The sequence below is a fragment of the Phenylobacterium sp. GW823-FHT02A09 genome (genome assembly GCF_058797775.1).
The window spans coordinates 234,847-254,703 of the sequence record NZ_JBXAJZ010000003.1 but is presented as its reverse complement, the minus strand read 5'-3'; the positions used below and the strand labels follow the sequence as shown (position 1 = coordinate 254,703).

Below are 19,857 nucleotides of genomic sequence, written 5' to 3'. Positions count from 1 at the left end.
GGCGCAAGAATTCGCTGAAACGGAACGGGAACATGCTATAGGCGGGACATGGCCGATAGCCCGGCGAGCCCGCCTGATCTGTTGCCCGCAAGGTTCGCCGCCTGGTTCGAGGGTCGCGGCTGGAGCCCGCGCGCGCACCAGTTGGACATGGTCGCCCAGGCCCGCGAAGGGCGCGACGCCCTGCTCATCGCCCCGACCGGCGGCGGCAAGACCCTGGCCGGCTTCCTGCCCAGCCTGATCGAGCTGGCCGAGCGGCCGCCGGCCAATGCGCCGCGCGGCATCCACACCCTCTACATCTCGCCGCTCAAGGCGCTGGCCGTCGACGTCGAGCGCAACCTGATGGCGCCGATCCTCCAGATGGGCCTGCCCATCGTCGCCGAGAGCCGCACCGGCGACACCGGGATCTCGCGCCGCCAGCGCCAGCGCGTCAAGCCGCCGGACATCCTGCTGACCACGCCCGAGCAGCTGGCGCTGTTCTGCGCCTGGGAGGGCGCGCGGCTCTATTTCGAGAGCTTGTCCTGCGTGATCCTCGACGAGATCCATACCCTGCACGGCTCCAAGCGCGGCGACCTGCTGGCGCTCGACCTGGCGCGGTTGCAGCAGTTCGCGCCGAACCTGCGGCGCGTGGGGCTGTCGGCGACGGTCGACGATCCCGACGTCATCCGCCGCTGGATGGGCTATGGCCGCGCCGCCGACACGCACGAGGCTGTCGCCTTGGTCCGCGGCCCGGCCGGCGCGCCGCCGATCGTCGACATGCTGCTGTCGGAGGGCAAGGTCCCCTGGGCCGGCCACACCGCCAAGCACGCCATGGACGAGGTCTATGAGGCCATCAAGGGCGCCCGCACCGCCCTGGTCTTCGTCAACACCCGCTTCCAGGCCGAGTTCGCCTTCCAGGAGCTCTGGCGGCTGAACGATGACAATCTTCCGATCGCCCTGCACCACGGCAGCCTGGCCGCCGAGCAGCGGCGCAAGGTCGAGGCGGCGATGGCGCGGGGCGAGCTGCGGGCCGTGGTCTGCACCTCGACCCTCGACCTCGGCATCGACTGGGGCGACGTCGATCTGGTCATCCAGCTGGCCAGCCCCAAGGGCGCCAGCCGCATGGTCCAGCGCATCGGCCGCGCCAACCACCGCCTCGACGAGCCCTCGCGCGCGCTGTTCGTGCCGGCCAACCGCTTCGAGATGCTGGAGTGCCAGGCCGCCCGCGAGGCGATCGCCGAGAACCGCTTCGACGGCGAGGCCAGCCGCATCGGCGCGCTCGACGTGCTGGCCCAGCACGTCATGGGCTGCGCCTGCTCCGAGCCCTTCGACCTCGTGGCCTTCTACGACGAGATCACCAGCGCCGGCCCTTATCGCGACCTCGCCTGGGAGGACTACGAGCAGGTCGTCGAGTTCGTCTCCACCGGCGGCTACGCGCTGAAGACCTACGACCGCTTCCGCCGGATCGTGAAGACCCTCGACGGCCGCTGGACCGTGCGCAACGCCGAAACCGCCCAGCGCCACCGGCTCAACGTCGGGGCCATCGTCTCGCCGGCCATGCTGGCGGTGCGCATCTCGATGGGCCGCGGCCGCGCGGGCCGCAAGATCGGCGAGGTCGAGGAGGGCATGCTGGAGATGCTCGACCCCGGCGACACCTTCGTCTTCGCCGGCCAGGTCTGGGCCCTGGTCGCGGTCACCGGGACCGAGGTGCTGGTCAGCCCGGCCGTCAACAAAGACCCGAAGATGCCGTCCTGGGGCGGCTCGAAGTTCGCGCTCTCGACCTTCCTGGCCGGCCGCGTGCGCGAGCTGATGTTCGACCAGGAACACTGGCGGGTGCTGCCGCCCGACGTGCGCGAATGGCTTGAGGCCCAGCGCGACCTGTCGCTGATCCCGCCGGCCGAGGAGATGCTGCTCGAGACCTTCCCGCGCGGGAAGCGCTTCTTCCTGGTGGTCTATCCGTTCGAGGGCCGGCTGGCCCACACGACGCTGGCCATGCTGCTGACCCGGCGGCTGGAGCGGCTGGGCGCCGCCCCGCTCGGCTTCGTCTGCAACGACTACGCGATGGCGATCTGGGCGCTGAAGCCCATGGACGGCCTCGAATTCGACGAGCTGTTCGGCGAGGACATGCTCGGCGACGATCTGGAGGCCTGGCTCGCCGAGAGCTTCATGATGAAGCGGGCTTTCAAGGGCTGTGCGATCATCTCGGGACTCATCGAGCGGCGCTTCCCGGGTCACGAGAAGACCGGCCGCCAAGTGACCTTTTCGACGGATCTGATCTACGACGTGCTGCGCCGCCACCAACCCGACCATCTGCTGCTGCGCTGCGCGCGCGAGGACGCCGCCACCGGCATGATCGACGTCGCCCGCCTGGGCCAGATGCTCGCCCGCATCAAGGGCGCCATCCGCCATGCGCCGCTGGAGCACCTGTCGCCGTTTGCGGTGCCGATCCTGCTGGAGATCGGCAAGGAGCGCTCGCCCGGCGACGCCGGCGAGCTGATCCTGGCCGAGGCGCAGGACGACCTGATCGCCGAGGCGATGTCGTGAGCGCGCTGGCCTCCCCCGCCCCCTACGCCTTCGCGGCCAGCCCCTGCGGCGGCCTGCGCACCGGTCTGAACGGAACCGCCGTGACCTTGCGGCCCAGCGGCGCGCTGTGGATCGAGGCGGCGCGCATGCTGGTGGTCGCCGACCTGCACCTGGAGAAGGGCTCGGCCTACGCCATGCGCGGCCAGATGCTGCCGCCCTACGACACCCGCGACACCTTGCGCCGCCTGCAGGCCGAAGTGGTCGCCGCCCAGCCGGACGCCGTCGTGCTGCTCGGCGACACCTTCCACGACCGCGCCTCCGAGGACCGGCTGGCCCGCGACGACGCCGAGGGCCTGCGCGCGCTCTCGGGCCTGACCCGGCTGATATGGGTGGTCGGCAACCACGACGCCGACGGCCCGCGCCATCTGCCCGGCGAGGTCGCCGACGAGATCGGCGTCGAGAGCCTGATCCTCCGGCACGAACCGACCGCGGGCCGCCAGGACGGCGAGGTCGCCGGCCACCTGCATCCCTGCGCCCGCGTCGTCGCCTCCCGCGGCAGCGTGCGCCGCCGCTGCTTCGTCACCGACGGCGCCCGGATGGTGGTGCCGGCCTTCGGCGCCTATGCCGGCGGCCTCAGCATCCGCGACGAAGCGTTCTCGGGATTGTTCGCGCGCCCGCCGCTCTGCGGGGCGCTGGGGGCCGGCCGGGTGCACGCCGTGGGTTGGCGGTCCGTCGCCGGCGACTAGCTACATCCGCATCGCCTGTTCGAGCGCCAGGGCCAGCGAAAGGCAGGCGCCCAGCGTCAGGGTGGTCATCAGCCGCGGAAACCGGGCCGGCACGTCGGGCGCGGCGTGGTCGTAGAGCCATTGCAGGATGAACGCGGCCAGGAAGCCGCACAGCAGCCAGGCGGTCTCCACCGAGCCGCGGGCGAAGATCAGCGTCCAGGCCACCGTCGGCGACACCACCGAGGTCGCCAGCCGCGTCCAGCGCGGGCTCGCCCGGCCGCTCTCCAGCCCCCAGCGGATGCCGCCCAGGAACCCCAGCACGATCGCCGACCAGGTCAGCAGCACAGTCAGCGCCGGCCCGCTCATGTCGGCGTCGCCGTAGACATAGGTCAGGGCGGAGATCGGGAACGGCGCCAACCCGAACAGCGCGATCACCCAGAGGGGACGCGGCGCGGCGGTCTCGGCGTGCACGTGGCCGTTGGTTTCCAAGCGGTCAGTTCCTCCGGAAGGCCGCCGAGGCGGCCCAGCCCGCGGCCAGCGCGATCGCCACCGAAGCCAGACCGTACGACCATGGCCTTTGATGGGCGAACAGGTAAAGCGCCCGCTCGACGCCGGCCTTCTCGACGGTCAGGCCGCGGGTCCGGTTCGACACCGGCTGGCCGTCCTGGAACAGGTAGATGTCCGCGGAATAGACCCCGATCGGCGCCCCGGTCGGCAGGTCGATCTCGGCCTTGAAAAGCCCCTTGTCGACGAAGCTGACCCCGCGGGAGTCGGCGGCGTAGAGGCCGCTGGCCTCCTTCAGCCGCACCACCGCGCGTCGCCAGTCGAGATAGTCGGCCCCCAGCCCGCTGACCACCACGTCGCGCACGCCGTAGCGGCTCTCGGTGCGCTGCTCCATCGGCGCGTTGATCCGCAGGTGGTCGATCCCCGCCCCCAGCCGCCGCAGCGTGCTGAAGCTGGCGATCTCGTCCAGCGGGCGGGTCGAGGCGGCCATGTAGAAGCCCGGCGCGCCTTCGAACACCACCGGCCGGGAATTGACCCAGACCCCGGCGATGCGGGTCTTGCGCGCCATGCGCACCGGCGCCTCCGGGCCGCGGACGATCACCACCACGTCGCTGGGCTTCTGGGCGGGATCGAGCACCGCCCCATAGAGAACGATGCGCGCGCCGCGGAAGCTCGAGGTCACCCGCACATTGGTGGTGGTCAGCGCGGCCGACACGGCGGCCGGCGGCTGCGCCGGAGGCGGCAGTGCGGGCGGGCCTGCGTCGAGCGCCATCAGCCGTTCCCCGCCATCAGCACGAAGGGCTCCGACGGCGTGAAGAACAGCCCCAGGCCCATCCGCAGGCCCACGGCCAGCACGATGATCGCCAGCAGCGCCCGCAGTTCCTCGGCCCGGAATCGCGACGACGCCCGCGCGCCGACCTGCGCGCCCAGCACGCCGCCGACCAGCAGCAGGGTCGCCAGCACGACATCGACCGTCTGGTTGCGGCCGGCCTGCAGCACGCTGGTCAGCGAGGTGGTGATGATGATCTGGAAAAGGCTGGTGCCGACCACCACCCCGGCCGGCATCCGCAGGATGTAGACCATCGCCGGGACCAGCACGAAGCCGCCGCCGACGCCCATGATCGCCGACAGGATGCCGACGAACACGCCGAGCAGGATCGGCGGAATGACGCTGATATAGAGCCGCGAGCGCGGGAACCGCACCTTGAACGGCAGGCCGTAGAGCCAGGGCGGCCGCCGGTCCTTGCGCGGCTTGGGCGCATCGCCGCGACGCCGGCGCAGGATCGAGCCCAGCGACTCCCAGAGCATCAGCGCGCCGATCACGCCCAGGAAGATCAGATAGGACAGCGAGACGACCAGGTCGGCCTGGCCGAGCAGGCGCAGCCAGCGGAACACCTCGACGCCCAGCAGCGACCCGACCGCGCCTCCGGCGGCCAGCACCCCACCCATGCGGAAGTCGACCGCCTTGCGCCGGGTGTAGGAGATCACGCTGGAGGTCGAGGAGGCGGCGACGTGGTTGGCCTCGCTGGCCACCGCCACGGCCGGCGGGATGCCTAGGAACACCAGCACCGGCGTCATCAGGAAGCCGCCGCCGATGCCGAACAGGCCCGAGATGAACCCCACCGCCGCGCCCAGCGCGATCAGCAGAGGCGCGTTGACGGAGACTTCCGCAATGGGGAGGTAGAAATCCAAGGGCGCCCCTTACCCGGCGCGCGTCACCGCGTGAAGACCTGAAGCCGCGAAAGCGTGACGGGATCGAGCGAACCGGTCGCCGCCATGCCCTGATGGCGCTGATAGGCGGCGATCGCCATGGTCAGCGCCGGCGACACGGCGCCGTCGGTCGGGCCCTGGTAGTAGGCCAGCCGCGACAGCGCCCGCTGGGCGGTGGCGACGTCGTTGCTCGACGTGGTCGGCGTGGCTGCGACCGCGGTGCTCGGCGTCACCGGCCGGAACCCCTGGGCCGACCGTTCGGCGACCGCGCGGGCTTCAGCCGACAGCCCCGCACGCACGCGCGCGGCGTTGTCGAGCGCCAGCTCGTCACGGCTGCGGGCCGCGATCAGGTACCACTTGTAGGCCTCGGCCGCGTTCTGGGTGACGCCGCGCCCCTGCTCGTAGAGGACGCCGAGATTGTACTGGCTATCGACCAGGCCAAGATCCGCCGCCTTGCGGAACCACTCGGCGGCCAGGGTCAGGTTCTTGGTCCCGGCCGTCCCCTGGGCCAGCGCGATGCCCAGGTTGTGCATGGCCGCTCGGTTGCCGCCTTCGGCCGCGCGCTCGGTCCAGCGACGCGCCTCGACGGGATCCTTCTTCAGGCCGGACCCGCCGTCCATGTAGAGCTTGGCCAGGTAGAACTGGGCCGGCGAGTGGCCGAGGTTCGCGGCCTTGCGCAGCTTGTCCAAGCCGCCGGGCTCGGAGCTCTCCAGCGCGCGCAGCGCCTCGGCGTAGAGGCTGGCCACGGCGGCGGGGTCCTCGACCGACGCAGCGGCGGCCGGGGCCGGGGTCCCGGGCGCAGTGATCGGCTGCGGCGCCAGCGCCACGGCGGCGCGGACAGGGGCCGGGCTCGGGCTGGTGTCGGCTTCGCCGCCGGTGATCTCGCCGGCCTGGTCGCTGGCGAACACCGCCAGGGCGTCGGCCACCCGCTGGGGCGGCGCGCCGCCGGGTTCGCCGTCGGCGACGAAGTAGCTGGCCGCACCGAGGCTCAGGAACGCCGCGCCGCCGGCCACCAGCAGGGCGGTCTGCAGCGACGAGGATCCGACCGCCCGCTTGCGCAGGCTCAGCCCGGAGAACAGCGAGCGGCCGCCCTCCTTCTCCTTGCGGGGCAGCTTCTCGATCTTGCCGCCGCCCTTGCGCTTGGCTTCGACTGGGCTGGAGGCGGCGCGTGCGGCGGCACGCGCCTGCTCGATGACCTCACGCGTCGACAGCGGACGGTTCGGCTCGGCGGGCTCCCCGGCGCCGGCCGGTTCCGGGACTTCGGCGACGACGTCGACCGCGGGCGCCGGCTCCGAAGCGGCCGGCGACATCCAGGCGGCGGCGGCGAACGGGTCAGCGTTCGTCGGCGGCTCTGGAACGTCCAGCGTCTCGACGGCCGCCTCGACGACTGCGGGTTCGGCCTCAAGTTCGACTTCGGCTTCGATCTCGGTCTCGACCGGCGCTGCGGCGGCCTCCTCGATCGGATCGAAGCCGTCGGCGGCCTCGAAATCAACCGCGTCGAACACAGGCGCGTTGGCGGTCTGCGGGAACTCTGCGGCGACCGGCTGGTCGACGTCTTCCTCGCCGGGCTCGGCGGCGCGCGCGGCCTCGCCGAACGCGCCGGCCGACAGCTCGGGCGCGGCGAAGGCCTGCAGCGCCAGGCCTTCCGGCCTGGGGGCGGCGACGGGGCCGAGTTCACGGAACGGATCGTGGTCGAACGGTGTCGCGGCCGGTTCCTCGCGGGTCAGTCGCGGCGCAGCCGGGGCGGGGGCGGCCAGGGCCTGCTCGCTGATCCGGCGATGCGACTCGGCCAGGCTGCGGTCGATCTTCTCGCGCGCTTCGTCGAGCAGGCGCGCAGTGCGCTCCTCGCTCTGGCGGATGCGGTCGGCGAGATCCTCGGCCGAACGCTCCTGGCGCTGGCTGATGCGTTCGCTGACGCGGGCGACCTGTTCGCCGACGTCGTCGATGGCCTGGGCGGCGCGGCGCTCCGAGCTGCCGATGCGTTCCGTCAGGCGGTCGGTGATGCGGCCGATCTCCGCGCCCAGCTTCTCCAGCGCCTCGGCGTGCGCGCCCTCGGAGCGGCCGAGCCGTTGCTCCATCGCCTGGGCGATGCGGGCGACCTCGCCACCGACCTGTTCGATCGCGTCGGCGCTGCGATGTTCGGCGGCCTGAACCTGGCGGTTCAACGTATCGGCCACGGTCAGGACCTCGCGGCCCATCCGTTCGATGGCCTCGCCCGAGGCCTGCTCGGACTTGCGCACCGTCTCGGCCATTTCGCCGAGCTGACGCTCCATGCGCTCGAAGCGGCCGCCGCCGACGTCCTGCAGACCCTTCGCGATCTCGCCGCGAACGTCCTCGACGCGGCGAGACAGGGTCGCGGCCAGCGCCTCGATCCGGCGCTCGACCTCGGGCCCGACGGCCTTTTCGGCGACGCCCATGCGGCTGTCGAGATTGGCGAACGCCTGGCCCAGATTGACCAGAGCTTCCGACGTCCGCGTTTCGGCGTCGGTCAGGCGCGCATCGACGCGATCGACCACTTCCTCGAGCAGGCTGGCCGGATCGCCGCCGCCGGAGGCGAAGATCTGGTCGATCCGCTGTTCCATGGCCTGCAGGCTGTCGCGGGTGCGGCCTTCGCCTTCGTAGAGATGGCTGGCGACCTTGCCGAGCGCCGTTTCCAGCGAGCGCAGAGCCTCGGCCGACCGCGGGCCGGCGGCCTCCGCCTCGACCCGGCGCAGGCGTTCGGCCAGGCGGGTGTTCTCGGCGCGCGCCTCTTGCACGGCGCCCTCGAAGCGGGCGGCGACGGCCACCGCGTCGCGCTCGGCGGCCTCGATGCGGGCCATGGCTTCGCGCAGCACGCTTTCGGCCGCAATGGATTCCGGGGTCAGGCGCGGCTCGGCGCGATCGAACTTTCCGCTCAGGCGGTCGAGCGCCATCGCCACACGTCCCATTTCATCGCCAGGATGCTGGGCCGCCTCATAGCGGCCAGGGGGCGGCTCCATCACCGTCACCGGCGCGGCGTCCGGCGCGCGCGGGGTCTCGAAATAGGCGCGGTCGGAACGTGCGGGACGTTCCTCGAAATAGGATTGCGAGGTGATTTCCTCGGGCGCGTCATCCTCGAGGATCATGCGGTTCAACCATTCGCCGAGGGTCATGCCGGACCGGCGTGCAAGGTCCTTCGCGACCTCTCTCGCCTTAGGGTCGATCCCCTTGACGCTCCAGGGCGCACCCGACGTCATATCGAATCGTTCTCCCAGCCCATTCTGGACGCTACCACCGATCCCTGGTGTGTAAACGGAAGGTTAACACTAGATATTGGGCCAGCCGCGAAAGTCTGTGGATGGCGCCGGGACCCCTAGGGAAAACAAGCCTCAACGTGGTTAAGGGGCGGTTAAGCGTTAATGACGGGTTCACCTTTGCACCCGCCATCGGCCTGCTGTAGGCGCACGAAAATGGATCTGAACGTCACCCTGGCGCTATGCGGCGTCCTGCTCGCGCTCGCCGCCTTCGCCGGCTGGCGCGGCTCGAAGCCGTCCGACCCGCTCAAAGGGCCGCGGCTGATGCCCTGGCGCTTCATCATGGTGACGGCCAGCGCATTCGCGCTGTTCATGATCGTCCACGCCGTGAACCTGCTGGGGGTGAAGACCGGCCGCTGAGCGGCCAAGCCCTACGCCGCGGTCGGCAGCCCGGTCGTCTCTTCGACCTTCTTCGGCCGCTTGGCCAGGCCCGCGACTCCGCCCGAGGTGAGCAGGCCCATATCGGCCAACAGCAGCGGGATCGCCCACTTGTTCGGGGCCGCCATGTAGCGCGGCCGCCAGACCGGATCGTACTTGCCCTTGTAGGCCCGCACGCCCTGGAAGTTGTAGATCTCCTCGCCGCGCTCGAAGATCAGCGCCCCCACCCGCGAGAGCACCGGCGCCAGCGGCCGGTCGTCCAGCCCCGACAGCGGGGCCATGCCGAACTCGATCGCCTGGTATCCCTCGCGCCGGCCCCATTCGATCAGCTCGACGAACAGGTAGTCCATGATCCGCCGGGGGCCTTCCTCGATGTAGCGCATCAGGTCCATCGAGAACGCGGTCTTGTTGGCGGTGATCCACAGCGTCGCGAAGGCGATGATCTTGCCCTCGAAGCGCACGACGCCGACAGGGAACTCGGCCACGTAGGACGGATAGAAGCCGCCCATCGAGAAGCTCTTGTCGCCGCCGGCGTGATGCACCAGCCAGGCGTCGGAGATCGCCTGCAGCTGCGGCATGATCTCGTTCACCCGCTCGGGCGGCACGACTTCGAAGGTGGCGCCGGCCTCGCCCGCCTGCCGCCAGGCGCGGCGCAGGTTGCCGCGCTTGGTGCCCTCGATGGTGAAGGTGTCCAGCGCCACGGCGGCGCTCTCGCCGACCTTGGCGATCGCAAAGCCCAGTTCGACCACGTCGGGCAGGTCTTCGGCGTCCAGGCCGTAGAAGCCTGGGCGCGCGGCGTGGGCGTCGGCCAGTTCGCGGAAGCGCCACAGCAGATCCATGCACTCGTCCCGGCGCCCAACCGGAGCGCCCAGGGATATCCACGAACGGCCGCGGACGCCGAACATCAGGAAGCTCTCGCCGGAGGGCGAGAAGAGGAACCGCTTGTCGCCCAGCAGCGCCAGGTTGGAGCCGGGCTCGGCCTCCTCGGCCTTGGCCAGGACGGCGCGGACCCGCGCCAGCTCGGGATCGTCCTCGCCGACCACCTTGGGCGTCGCGGCCGAGGCGAACAGCCGCCAGATCCCGAAGGCCAGCAGCAGGATCGCGGCCCCGACCCAGCCGCGGATGGCCCGCGCCGCGTCGGCGTCGGCCATCACCGCCCAGAACGGCTTGTCGCCGTAGTCGGCATGCTGGAACGACCAGAGGCCCAGCAGACCGGCGCCGACCATCACCGCGAAGGCCGAGATCAGCCAGCCCGGCGTGACCTCCATGCTCAGCAGCCGCGCCTTGCGCGGGAAGGCGCCGTGGAACGGCAGCAGCAGGGCGGCGAACAGCGCCAGCGCCAGCGCTTCCTCCCAGGCGAAGGCCTTCAGCAGCGCCAGCGGACTGGCGAGGATCAGGGTGAACAGCGTCGCCCACCAGGCGCCGTCGAGCCTGGCCCGCAGCCCGAAGGCCAGCAGCACCAGGACCAGGCCCAGGATGCTGGACAGGAAGTGGCTGACTTCGATCAGCACCACGGGGCTGATCTCGTAGATCTGGAAGAAGCGGTCAGGGATGGTGGGCGTCGCGCCCGAGGCGAGGAGCATGATCCCGGCCAGCAGGGCCAGGATGGCCGCTGTTGACGGCGCCGCGGCGAAGGCCGCCGGCTTTACTTCGCGCCAAAACCTCATCCGCCCTCCAAATGGCCGCCCCTGGCGCCCGTATATATCGTGATTTGTCGCCTGGGCAGGGGCGCCCGCTTCAGTCAAACAAGCGTTTCGTTCTGCTTGCTCTTGCAACGCCGCTCGCTAATGTGCCCGCGCGTAAAGGCGTTCCGTTTGCGGGAGGAATTCATGGCCGACTTTGGCGGCGGCGATCTCGACGCGTTCCGCGGCGAGGTGAAAGCCTGGCTCGAAGCCAACTATCCTCCCGAACTGCGCGATCCGAACGCCAAGACCGACTATGAGGCGGTCTGGGGCGGCCGCGCCTTCGCCGGCTCCAACGATCCGCAGATCGTCTGGATGCAGCGCATGGCGCAGCAGGGCTGGACCGCGCCGACCTGGCCGCAGGCCTACGGCGGCGGCGGCCTCTCGCCGCAGGAGGCCCGCGTCCTCGACCAGGAGCTCAGCGCCGGCCGCTACCGCCAGCCGCTGGCCTCGTTCGGCGTATGGATGCTCGGCCCCGTCCTGCTCGAGTACGGCACCGAGGAACAGAAGCAGGAGTACCTGCCCAAGATCGTCCGCGGCGAAATCCGCTGGTGCCAGGGCTATTCCGAGCCGGGCGCCGGCTCCGACCTCGCCGGCCTGCAGACCCGTTGCGAGGACAAGGGCGACCATTGGCTGATCAACGGCCAAAAGGTGTGGACGTCCTACGCCAACAAGGCCGACTGGTGCTTCTGCCTGGTCCGTACCGATACTTCGAAAAAGCACGAAGGAATCTCCTTCGTCCTTATTGATATGAAGACCCCCGGCGTCGAGACCCGGCCGATCCAGCTGATCTCTGGCGAGAGCCCGTTCTGCGAGACCTTCTTCACCGACGTGAAGATCCCCAAAGCGGCCCTGGTCGGCAAGGTCAACGGCGGCTGGGAGATCGCCAAGCGGCTGCTGCAGTACGAGCGCCAGAACATCTCCGGCGGCTTCGGCGGCGGCGGCGGCGCGGGCGGCGCGGCCGGCGACCTGGCCCAGATCGCCAAGACCTATGTCGGAACCGACGCTGACGGCGCCCTGGCCGACGCCGACCTGCGCACGCGGATCACCAAGAACAAGATGGACTTCGACTGCTTCTACAAGACCATCGCCCGGGTGGCGGCGGAGTCGAAGGCCTCCAGCGGCCCCAGCGCCGCGACCTCGATCATCAAGTACGCCGCGGCGACCTTCGCGCAGGAGCGCTCGGAACTGATGGTCGAAGCCATGGGCGCGCAAGGCCTCGGCTGGGACGGCGAGGCCTACACCCCGCTGGAACTGACCGCGACCCACGGCTGGCTGCGCTCCAAGGGCAACTCCATCGAAGGCGGCACCTCCGAGGTGAACCTCAACGTGGTCTCCAAGCGGGTTCTCGGCCTGCCCGACCCCAAGTAAGTGTGAACGGCGGCGCTCTGTTCTTCGGGCGTCGTCCTTGATTTGATCGACCTGATTTCAAGAGGCGAGATTTCCCATGGCTGACTTCGGCGGCGACGACCTGCAGGCCTTCCGCGAAGAGGCGGCGAGCTGGCTCGAGGCGAACTTCCCCAAGGCTCTGGCCGCCGATCCGGCCGCCCAGACCGCCAAGGCCAGCGGCGGCGTCGAGTCGCCGGACGCGCAGGCCTGGCGCAAGGCCATGGGCGCCAAGGGCTGGGGCGTGCCGACCTGGCCGGCCGAGCACGGCGCCGGCGGCCTGAGCCGCCAGCAGGCCCGCGTGCTGCACGAGGAAATGGCCAAGATCGGCGCCCGCAACCCGATCGGCGGCATGGGCGTGATGATGTTCGGCCCGACCCTGATCGAGTACGGCACCGAGGAACTGAAGCGCCAGCACCTGCCGGGCATCATCAACGGCGACGTCCGCTGGTGCCAGGGCTACTCCGAGCCCGGCTCGGGCTCCGACCTCGCCAGCCTGCAGACCCGCGCCGAGGACAAGGGCGACCACTACCTGGTGAACGGCTCGAAAATTTGGACGAGCGGCGCGAACACCGCCGACTGGTGCTTCTGCCTGGTGCGGACGGACACCTCGAAGAAGCATGAGGGCATCTCGTTCCTGCTGATCGACATGACCTCGCCGGGCGTCGAGGTCCGCCCGATCCTGCTGATCAACGGCACCTCGCCGTTCTGCGAGACCTTCTTCACCGACGTGGTCGTCCCCAAGAACCAGCTGTTCGGCCCGCTGAACGGCGGCTGGACGGTGGCCAAGCGCCTGCTGCAGTTCGAGCGCGACAACATCTCGGCCGGCCTCGGCGGCGGCTCGATCGGCGCGCCGGTCAACGCCCTGACCGTCAAGAGCGCAGCGACCAAGTACGTCGGCCTCGACGACACCGGCCGCCTGGCCGACAGCGACCTGCGCCGGCGCATCACCGAGCACCTGATGGAGGTGCAGACCTTCCAGCAGACCGTCCGCCGCGCCGCCGACGAAGCCAAGGCCGGCAACGGCCCCTCGGCCGCGACCTCGATCATGAAGTACATGGGCGCCAAGGTGGCCATGGACCGCAACGAACTGATCGTCGAAGCCCTCGGCACGGCCGGCGCCGGCTGGGGCGGCGAAGGCTACGAAGACCCCGAGCTGGCGGCCGTCCGCACCTGGCTGCGCTCGAAGGGCAACTCGATCGAAGGCGGCACTTCGGAGATCAATCTGAACGTCGTTTCGAAACGAGTGCTGGGCCTTCCCGATCCCAAGTGATTTCATAGACCTGCCCGGAAACGGGAGCGCGAACCATAATCGTCGCTAAGATAATGATTATTAGGGAGAATTTTCATGGCTGACTTTGGCGGCCCCGATTTGGAAGCTTTCCGCGCCGAAGCCAAGGAGTGGCTCGAGGCGAATTTCCCGAAGTCTCTGGGCAAGGATGTCGCGGCGCAGACCGCCGCGATGATGAGCCCGGAAGCCCCCACCGGCGACCAGGCGGTCTGGAAAGAACGCATGGGCGCCAAGGGCTGGGGCGTTCCGACCTGGCCCAAGGCCTACGGCGGCGGCGGGCTCAGCGGCCCCGAAGCCCGGGTCCTGGCCCAGGAGATGGCCAAGATCGGCGCGGTGAACCCGATCGGCGGCATGGGCGTGGGCATGTTCGGCCCGACCCTGCTCGAATACGGCACCGAGGAACAAAAGCAGAAGTATATCCCCGACATCGCCACCGGTAAGATCCGCTGGTGCCAAGGTTTCAGCGAGCCGGGCGCCGGGTCCGACCTAGCCTCTCTGCAGACGAAAGCAGAAGACAAGGGCGATCACTGGATCGTCAACGGCTCGAAGATTTGGACCAGCGGCGGCCAATACGCCGACAAGATCTTCTGTCTTGTTCGCACAGACCAGACCCGCAAGCATGAAGGCATCTCGTTTGTTGTCTTCGACATGCACCAGCCGGGCGTCGAAGTCCGTCCGATCCGCCTGATCGCCGGCAACTCGCCCTTCTGCGAGACCTTCTTCACCGACGTGAAGGTGCCGAAGGAAAACCTGGTCGGGCCGCTGCACGGCGGCTGGACGGTGGCCAAGCGCCTGCTGCAGCACGAGCGCAGCGGCATGAACGGCGGTCGCGCCGGCGGCGGCTCCAACGTCTCGCTGGGCGTGCTGGCCAAGAAGTACGTCGGCGAGGACGAACAAGGCCGCCTGGACGATCCGGACCTGCGCACCCGCATCATCCTGAACGAGATCGACCAGCGCGCGGTGGCCCAGACCGTGGTCCGCGCGGCGCTGGAGTCGAAGGGCAATTCCGGCCCGTCGGCGGCGACCTCGATCATGAAGAACGCCTTCATGAAGGCGACCCAGGACCGCGCCGAACTGACCCTCGAGGTCATGGGCCACCAGGGCCTGGGCTGGGAAGGCGACGCCTTCAGCGAGGAGGAGCGCACCGCAGTCCGCACCTGGCTGTCGGGCAAGGCCGGCTCGATCTACGGCGGCTCGAACGAAGTGCAGAGCAACATCATTTCCAAGCGTATCCTGGGACTCCCCGACCTGACGCAGAACCACTAGGGTGATCCCGAACCAGGCCGTTTGCGCCATGTCATTTCGCATGGCGCGGACGGCCGCGAGTTTTCAAACGACCTGATTTTTCTAGGAGACTATTTCAATGGCAGATTTTGGCGGCGGCGATCTCGACGCCTTCCGTTCGGAAGTGCGCGGCTGGGTCGAAGCCAACTTCCCCGCTTCGCTCAAGGGCAAGCCCAACCCGATGATGCGCGAAGAGCGCAGCAACCCCAGCGCCGACCAGGAAGCCTGGCGCAAGGCGGTGGGTTCCAAGGGCTGGGGCACCCCGACCTGGCCGGCCGAATACGGCGGCGGCGGACTGTCGGCGGCCGAGGGCCGCGTGGTCATGCAGGAATTCCAGCGCGCCGGCGCCTACAACCCGATCGGCGGCATGGGCGTGATGATGTTCGGCCCGACTCTGCTTGAGTACGGCACCGAAGATCAGAAGAAAGAGCACATCCCGCCGATCTGCCGTGGCGACCTTCAGTGGTGCCAAGGTTTCTCGGAGCCGGGCGCCGGTTCTGACCTGGCCTCTCTTCAGTGCAAGGCTGAAGACAAGGGCGATCACTTCGTGATCAACGGCCAAAAGATCTGGACTTCGGGCGCTCAATACGCCGACTGGTGCTTCTGCCTGGTGCGTACGGACACCTCGAAGAAGCATGAAGGCATCTCCTTCGTGCTGTTCACCATGCACCAGCCGGGCGTCGAAGTTCGCCCGATCCCGCTGATCGCCGGCAACTCGCCCTTCTGCGAAACCTTCTTCACCGACGCCGTGGCGGACAAGAAGAACCTGGTCGGCCCGCTGAACGGCGGCTGGACCATCGCCAAGCGCCTGCTGCAGCACGAGCGTTCGGGCCTGTCGGGCGCCGGCGGCGGCGGCTATGCCGGCGGCCGCGGCCTGCCGAAGCTGGCCAAGGACTATGTGGGCGTCGACGAGCAAGGCCGCGTGGCCGACAGCGACCTGCGCACCCGCATCATCCTGAACGAGATCGACGGCCGCGCCTTCCAGCAGACCGCCGTGCGCGCGATGATGGAAGCCAAGGGCAATTCCGGCCCGTCGGCGGCGACCTCGATCATGAAGAACGCCGGCACCCGCTGGATGCAGGACAAGGCCGAACTGACCCTCGAGATCATGGGTCACCAGGGCCTGGGCTGGGAAGGCGACGCCTTCACCGGCGAAGAACTGGGCGCCGTGCGCTCGTGGCTCGGCGGCAAGGCCACCACGATCTATGGCGGTTCGCAGGAGGTGCAGAACAACATCATCTCCAAGCGCATCCTCGGCCTGCCGGACCTGACGCAAAACAACTAACTATCAGAACAACCACAGATATTTTCGAGAATAGGATTTAAGACATGGCCGTTCTGAACGAAGAACAGAGCATGCTCCGCGACGCGGCGAAGAGCTGGGTCCAGGAAAAGAGCCCGGTCACCGCCTTCCGCAAGATGCGCGACTCGGGCGTCGAGCTCGGCTACGACGCCGCCGCCTGGAACGAGCAGGCTGAAATGGGCTGGGCCGGGGTCATCATCCCGGAAGACTTCGGCGGTTCGAACTTCGGCTACCTGTCGATGGGCCTGATCCTCGAGGAGATGGGCCGCACGCTCACCGCCTCGCCGCTGCTGGCCTCGGGCCTGGCCGCCGCCAGCGCCCTGATCCTGGGCGGTGACGACGCCCAGAAGGGCGAGTACCTGCCGAAGATCGCCGACGGTTCGCTGGTCGCCACCCTGGCGGTCGACGAAGGCGCCCACCACGCCCCGGAAAAGGTCGCGCTGGAAGCCAAGAAGTCGGGCGCCGGCTACACCCTGAACGGCAAGAAGACCTTCGTGCTCGAAGGTCCGGCCGCCGGCCTGCTGGTCGTCTCGGCCCGCACCAGCGGCAAGCCGGGCGACAAGGACGGCATCAGCCTGTTCCTGGTCCCCGCCGACGCCAAGGGCGTGACTAAGCAGAACCTGAAGCAAGCCGACAGCCGCGGCGTGTCGAACATCTCGTTCGACAACGTCGAAGTGGCGGCGGGCGCTCTGCTCGGCGCCGAAGGCAAGGGCTGGGACGTGCTGGAAGCGACCCTCGACCGCGCCCGCGCGGGCGTCAGCGCCGAAATGCTCGGCGCCGCGGTCCAGGCCTTCGAAACCACCCTCGACTACCTGAAGGTCCGCGTTCAGTTCGGCCAGGTCATCGGTTCGTTCCAGGCCCTGCAGCACCGCGCGGCCAAGATGTTCACCGACCTGGAACTGGCCCGCTCGGCCGTCGAAGCCGCCCTGGCGGCGATCGACGCCGGCAGCCCCGACGTGCCGGAGCTGGTCTCGCTGGCCAAGGCCAAGATGGGCGACGTCTTCCACCTGGTCTCCAACGAGATGGTCCAGATGCATGGCGGCATCGGCATGACCGACGCCCACGACGCGGGCTTCTACATGAAGCGCGCCCGTGCGGCGGAGGCGGCCTACGGTTCGCAGTCGTATCACCGCGACCGCTACGCCAAGATCCAGGGCTACTAAGACCTTGAGCTTCGCGTCCCGGTTCGCCGGGGCGCGGGGTCATGGAGAGCAAACGAAACCCCGCGGGCGCAAGCCGGCGGGGTTTTTGTTTGGCCCGGCGACGCCGCCCCTGCCCTAGCGCCGGCCGCGGCGGAGCTCGTCGCGCAGCTCCTGGCCATAGATCGCCGGGCTCCAGGCGTGGACGCCGAGGATCGGCCGCGCCCGCCGCGCCCGCACCGTCCGCGACGGCGGGCGGTAGGCGCCGCTGAGCATGGCGGCGACGAACTGGGCCTGGGCCTCGGCGATCGGCCAGAACGACCCGGTCGGCCGGCTGACGCCGACGAAGAACAGGTCCTCGCGATCGGGCGCGACGACGCCTTTGTAGAGCGAGATGTCCTCACCGCCGGTGTCGGCGACCTCGGGCGAAAGATAGGGGTAGCTCAGCCGATAGCCGGTGGCGCAGAGCACCAGGTCGGCGGGGACGGACGAGCCGTCGGCGAACACCGCCTGGCCCCCGTCCAGCCGTTCGATCCCGGGCTTGGCCTTGACCGCGCCGCTCTCCAGCGCGTCGAGGATCTCGTCGGAGGTGGTCGGCCGCTTGGACAGCGGATGGGCCGGCGGGGCCGGTAGGCCCAGCGCCTGCAGCCGCGCCATCCGCGGCCCGAACATCGCCGCCATCCGGCGCCTGGCGATGGCCTGGAACGCGCCCTGCCGCGCCCAGCCCGGCAGCAGGTTCAGCGGCGAGATCACCGCGTCGGTCGGATGGGTCATCGGCGCGCCGTCGGAGGCCGGGGTCCCGTTCACGGTCTTGGGCAGGATCCACGTCCCGCCGCGCGCCGAGAGGTGCACGCTGGCCGCCCCGGCGGCCGCGATCTCGCAGGCCAGTTCGCAGCCGGTGTTGCCGATGCCGACCACCACCACGTGCTTGCCGCGGGCGTCGAACGGCGTGGTCGGGTCGCGGTAGTCCTGGGCGTGCAGCACCACGCCGTCGAACGCGCCGGGCCAGGCCGGCAGCTTGGGGTCCCAGTAGCTGCCGCTGGCCGCGACCAGCGCGTCGAAGCGCTCGACCCGCGCCGCGCCGTCGGGCCCGGTCAAGGTCACGTCCCAGCCGCCGCCCTCGCGCGGCTGCGCCGTCGTCACCGTGGTGGCGGTGTGGATCGCGTCCCGGAAGCCGAAGGCCTCGACATAAGATTCCAGCCAGGCGCGCATCTGCTCATGGCTCGGATATGCCGGCCACTCGGGCGGCATCTCGAAGTCGCTGAAGCGGCTCATCGCCTTGGTGGTGTTGGTGCGCAGCGAGCGATAGGCCGCCGCCCGGCCGCTCGGATTGTCGATCACCCAGTGACCGCCGACCACCGGCGACATCTCGAAGCCTGCCGCGTCCAGCCCGGCCTGCCGCAGGGTCTTGACCGCCGTCAGGCCGGACGGCCCCGCGCCGACGACGCAGACACGTTTGCTCACGTTGTGCTCCGCCCCTTCGCGGCCGCGGAGCGCGGCCGATGAGAGGACAGTCGGCTAGTTGCGAATGATTTGCAATATCTGGACCGCATCCGAGCGAGGATGTCTCGACGTTTGTGGTCCAGAGCGGCCAGCGCGGCTCTTGCCTGAGGCGGTAGCTGGCATTGGGATTGCAACAAGACCTAACACGCGCGATAGTTTTAGAAAAGGGGGCGCGCGTGTCATCAGTACTTCTAAGTTTGAGCTATGATGGAAATCAGGCCGAAGAACACGAGCTCGACTTCTACGACGCCGCTATCGCGTTGCTTGGATTTCAACGATCTCTCGCGCTTACGACGCACTTGGTCCTAAACGGGGAGGTGATCACCCAGGCACCGGCCCTGAAGGGAGCACAGATATTCTCGCAGCCGCCGCAACCGGGGAGCTGGAAAATACTAGCTGCAGTATCCACAATTGGAACGGCGACCTACGCTTTGGGTACAGCTCCTAAGGACACTCCAATTGGGCACCTAATATCATCAGCCTACGACTACGTGATATCTGAGTCTCTCGGCTTCCACGTCGACTACGACAAATCTCTTGGCGAACAATATGAGGCCCTTCAATCCTCGGGCGTTGAAACGCCCGCGCTAAGCAAATCCAAATTCGAAAGCGTAATCGAGAAGTGTGAAGCTGCAGTCCGCGACATGCATCGACCTATAGTTGCATCAAAAACTGCGCAATCTGCAGAACTTTCCGACACATCCAGGAGTAGAGAAGCCGATAAACTCGGCCACCACTTCACCGCACAGACATATGAATATATGAAGGAGCTTAAACCACGATCTTCTAACGGATATTTCATTGGTAGAGTGTCCAGCTATAACATGAACACTTATAAGGGACGAATATTTTTACTAGACGCCGTACGGCCAATTCCGTTCGAACTCGCCGAGAGCGCGCGAAACCCCGCCGTAGTTGTCGCAATTACCCGAAGCCTCGCCGCCAACGCCGGGTCGAGAAAGTCAGACGACGGGCTACTCGAACTACAAGGTCTGGCGCTAGAGACAAGGACCGGGCGTCTGAAGGAGATAATTATAACAGGCCTCGATCGAGAGCTCAGTCGACACCAGGAAAATTGAGTATATTTACGCTGCAGCAAACACATGCGTTATAGAATACACGTCTTTTTGAGATCTAAATGCCCACGACTGAAATACGCGCGTGGAAATACAGATTCGCAT

15 protein-coding genes are annotated in these 19,857 nt (G+C 68.6%); 9 read left to right on the top strand and 6 right to left on the bottom strand.

Translation table 11 applies throughout. The features are described 5' to 3' along the window. The first annotated feature begins 48 nt into the window (after nucleotides 1–48). Nucleotides 49–2,520 (top strand): ligase-associated DNA damage response DEXH box helicase, encoded by a 2,472-nt coding sequence (locus AC1Q87_RS13890; RefSeq protein WP_492609515.1) that lies wholly within the window; start codon nucleotides 49–51, stop codon nucleotides 2,518–2,520. Further along, on the top strand, nucleotides 2,517–3,245 hold the full coding sequence (gene pdeM / locus AC1Q87_RS13885; RefSeq protein ID WP_492609514.1) for a ligase-associated DNA damage response endonuclease PdeM: 729 nt from the start codon (nucleotides 2,517–2,519) through the stop codon (nucleotides 3,243–3,245). Before AC1Q87_RS13890 ends, pdeM begins: the two co-directional genes overlap by 4 nt. Here pdeM and AC1Q87_RS13880 read toward each other — a convergent pair whose 3' ends face one another. From AC1Q87_RS13880 to AC1Q87_RS13865, 4 genes are read right to left on the bottom strand one after another with little or no spacing between them, the layout of a single operon-like run. After that, nucleotides 3,246–3,713, bottom strand: coding sequence for a DUF3429 domain-containing protein (locus tag AC1Q87_RS13880; protein WP_492609513.1), 468 nt, complete (start codon nucleotides 3,711–3,713; stop codon nucleotides 3,246–3,248). A 4-nt stretch (nucleotides 3,714–3,717) separates the two neighbouring features. Further along, on the bottom strand, nucleotides 3,718–4,500 hold the full coding sequence (locus AC1Q87_RS13875) for a TIGR02186 family protein (RefSeq protein WP_492609512.1): 783 nt from the start codon (nucleotides 4,498–4,500) through the stop codon (nucleotides 3,718–3,720). Beyond that, complete coding sequence (locus AC1Q87_RS13870) at nucleotides 4,500–5,420, bottom strand: sulfite exporter TauE/SafE family protein (RefSeq protein WP_492609511.1); 921 nt, start codon at nucleotides 5,418–5,420, stop codon at nucleotides 4,500–4,502. Before AC1Q87_RS13870 ends, AC1Q87_RS13875 begins: the two co-directional genes overlap by 1 nt. Nucleotides 5,421–5,443: 23 nt before the next feature. Then, a complete protein-coding gene (locus AC1Q87_RS13865; RefSeq protein WP_492609510.1) occupies nucleotides 5,444–8,569 on the bottom strand; it encodes an SEL1-like repeat protein in 3,126 nt (1,041 codons plus the stop codon). A gap of 297 nt (nucleotides 8,570–8,866) precedes the next feature. Here AC1Q87_RS13865 and AC1Q87_RS13860 point away from each other — a divergent pair, with 297 nt between their 5' ends. Next, nucleotides 8,867–9,070 (top strand): hypothetical protein, encoded by a 204-nt coding sequence (locus tag AC1Q87_RS13860; protein ID WP_492609509.1) that lies wholly within the window; start codon nucleotides 8,867–8,869, stop codon nucleotides 9,068–9,070. Nucleotides 9,071–9,081: 11 nt separating this feature from the next. Here the strand turns inward: AC1Q87_RS13860 and AC1Q87_RS13855 are convergent, their stop codons facing one another. After that, nucleotides 9,082–10,755 carry a phosphatidylglycerol lysyltransferase domain-containing protein gene (locus AC1Q87_RS13855; RefSeq protein WP_492609508.1) on the bottom strand — a complete coding sequence of 558 codons (1,674 nt, stop codon included), beginning with the start codon at nucleotides 10,753–10,755 and terminating at the stop codon, nucleotides 9,082–9,084. A 162-nt stretch (nucleotides 10,756–10,917) separates the two neighbouring features. Here AC1Q87_RS13855 and AC1Q87_RS13850 point away from each other — a divergent pair, with 162 nt between their 5' ends. From AC1Q87_RS13850 to AC1Q87_RS13830, 5 genes are all read left to right on the top strand, one after another. Continuing rightward, nucleotides 10,918–12,141 (top strand): acyl-CoA dehydrogenase family protein, encoded by a 1,224-nt coding sequence (locus tag AC1Q87_RS13850; protein WP_492609507.1) that lies wholly within the window; start codon nucleotides 10,918–10,920, stop codon nucleotides 12,139–12,141. A 76-nt stretch (nucleotides 12,142–12,217) separates the two neighbouring features. Beyond that, the gene (locus AC1Q87_RS13845; RefSeq protein ID WP_492609506.1) at nucleotides 12,218–13,429 is read left to right on the top strand and encodes an acyl-CoA dehydrogenase family protein; all 1,212 of its coding nucleotides are present in this window, start codon (nucleotides 12,218–12,220) and stop codon (nucleotides 13,427–13,429) included. Nucleotides 13,430–13,504: 75 nt separating this feature from the next. Then, a complete protein-coding gene (locus AC1Q87_RS13840) occupies nucleotides 13,505–14,713 on the top strand; it encodes an acyl-CoA dehydrogenase family protein (protein ID WP_492609505.1) in 1,209 nt (402 codons plus the stop codon). Between the two features lie 97 nt (nucleotides 14,714–14,810). Next, a complete protein-coding gene (locus AC1Q87_RS13835) occupies nucleotides 14,811–16,016 on the top strand; it encodes an acyl-CoA dehydrogenase family protein (RefSeq protein WP_492609504.1) in 1,206 nt (401 codons plus the stop codon). A 44-nt stretch (nucleotides 16,017–16,060) separates the two neighbouring features. After that, entirely contained in the window at nucleotides 16,061–17,197 is a 1,137-nt protein-coding gene (locus tag AC1Q87_RS13830; protein WP_492609503.1) for an acyl-CoA dehydrogenase family protein, read from the top strand. 114 nt (nucleotides 17,198–17,311) lie between these two features. Here AC1Q87_RS13830 and AC1Q87_RS13825 read toward each other — a convergent pair whose 3' ends face one another. Next, the gene (locus AC1Q87_RS13825; RefSeq protein ID WP_492609502.1) at nucleotides 17,312–18,637 is read right to left on the bottom strand and encodes a flavin-containing monooxygenase; all 1,326 of its coding nucleotides are present in this window, start codon (nucleotides 18,635–18,637) and stop codon (nucleotides 17,312–17,314) included. Between the two features lie 215 nt (nucleotides 18,638–18,852). On the opposite strand from AC1Q87_RS13825, the gene AC1Q87_RS13820 reads away from it, so the two are divergent. Continuing rightward, entirely contained in the window at nucleotides 18,853–19,755 is a 903-nt protein-coding gene (locus tag AC1Q87_RS13820; protein ID WP_492609501.1) for a DUF7946 domain-containing protein, read from the top strand. Nucleotides 19,756–19,857 lie beyond the last annotated feature (102 nt).

What these genes read in the sequence shown, in the direction of transcription:
- AC1Q87_RS13855 (WP_492609508.1), bottom strand. Translation starts at nt 10,755, where the DNA reads ATGAGGTTTTGGCGCGAAGTAAAGCCGGCGGCCTTCGCCGCGGCGCCG.
- AC1Q87_RS13865 (WP_492609510.1), bottom strand. Translation starts at nt 8,569, where the DNA reads ATGACCCTCGGCGAATGGTTGAACCGCATGATCCTCGAGGATGACGCG.
- AC1Q87_RS13835 (WP_492609504.1), top strand. Translation starts at nt 14,811, where the DNA reads ATGGCAGATTTTGGCGGCGGCGATCTCGACGCCTTCCGTTCGGAAGTG.
- AC1Q87_RS13850 (WP_492609507.1), top strand. Translation starts at nt 10,918, where the DNA reads ATGGCCGACTTTGGCGGCGGCGATCTCGACGCGTTCCGCGGCGAGGTG.
- AC1Q87_RS13875 (WP_492609512.1), bottom strand. Translation starts at nt 4,500, where the DNA reads ATGGCGCTCGACGCAGGCCCGCCCGCACTGCCGCCTCCGGCGCAGCCG.
- AC1Q87_RS13890 (WP_492609515.1), top strand. Translation starts at nt 49, where the DNA reads ATGGCCGATAGCCCGGCGAGCCCGCCTGATCTGTTGCCCGCAAGGTTC.
- AC1Q87_RS13860 (WP_492609509.1), top strand. Translation starts at nt 8,867, where the DNA reads ATGGATCTGAACGTCACCCTGGCGCTATGCGGCGTCCTGCTCGCGCTC.
- AC1Q87_RS13840 (WP_492609505.1), top strand. Translation starts at nt 13,505, where the DNA reads ATGGCTGACTTTGGCGGCCCCGATTTGGAAGCTTTCCGCGCCGAAGCC.
- AC1Q87_RS13845 (WP_492609506.1), top strand. Translation starts at nt 12,218, where the DNA reads ATGGCTGACTTCGGCGGCGACGACCTGCAGGCCTTCCGCGAAGAGGCG.
- AC1Q87_RS13830 (WP_492609503.1), top strand. Translation starts at nt 16,061, where the DNA reads ATGGCCGTTCTGAACGAAGAACAGAGCATGCTCCGCGACGCGGCGAAG.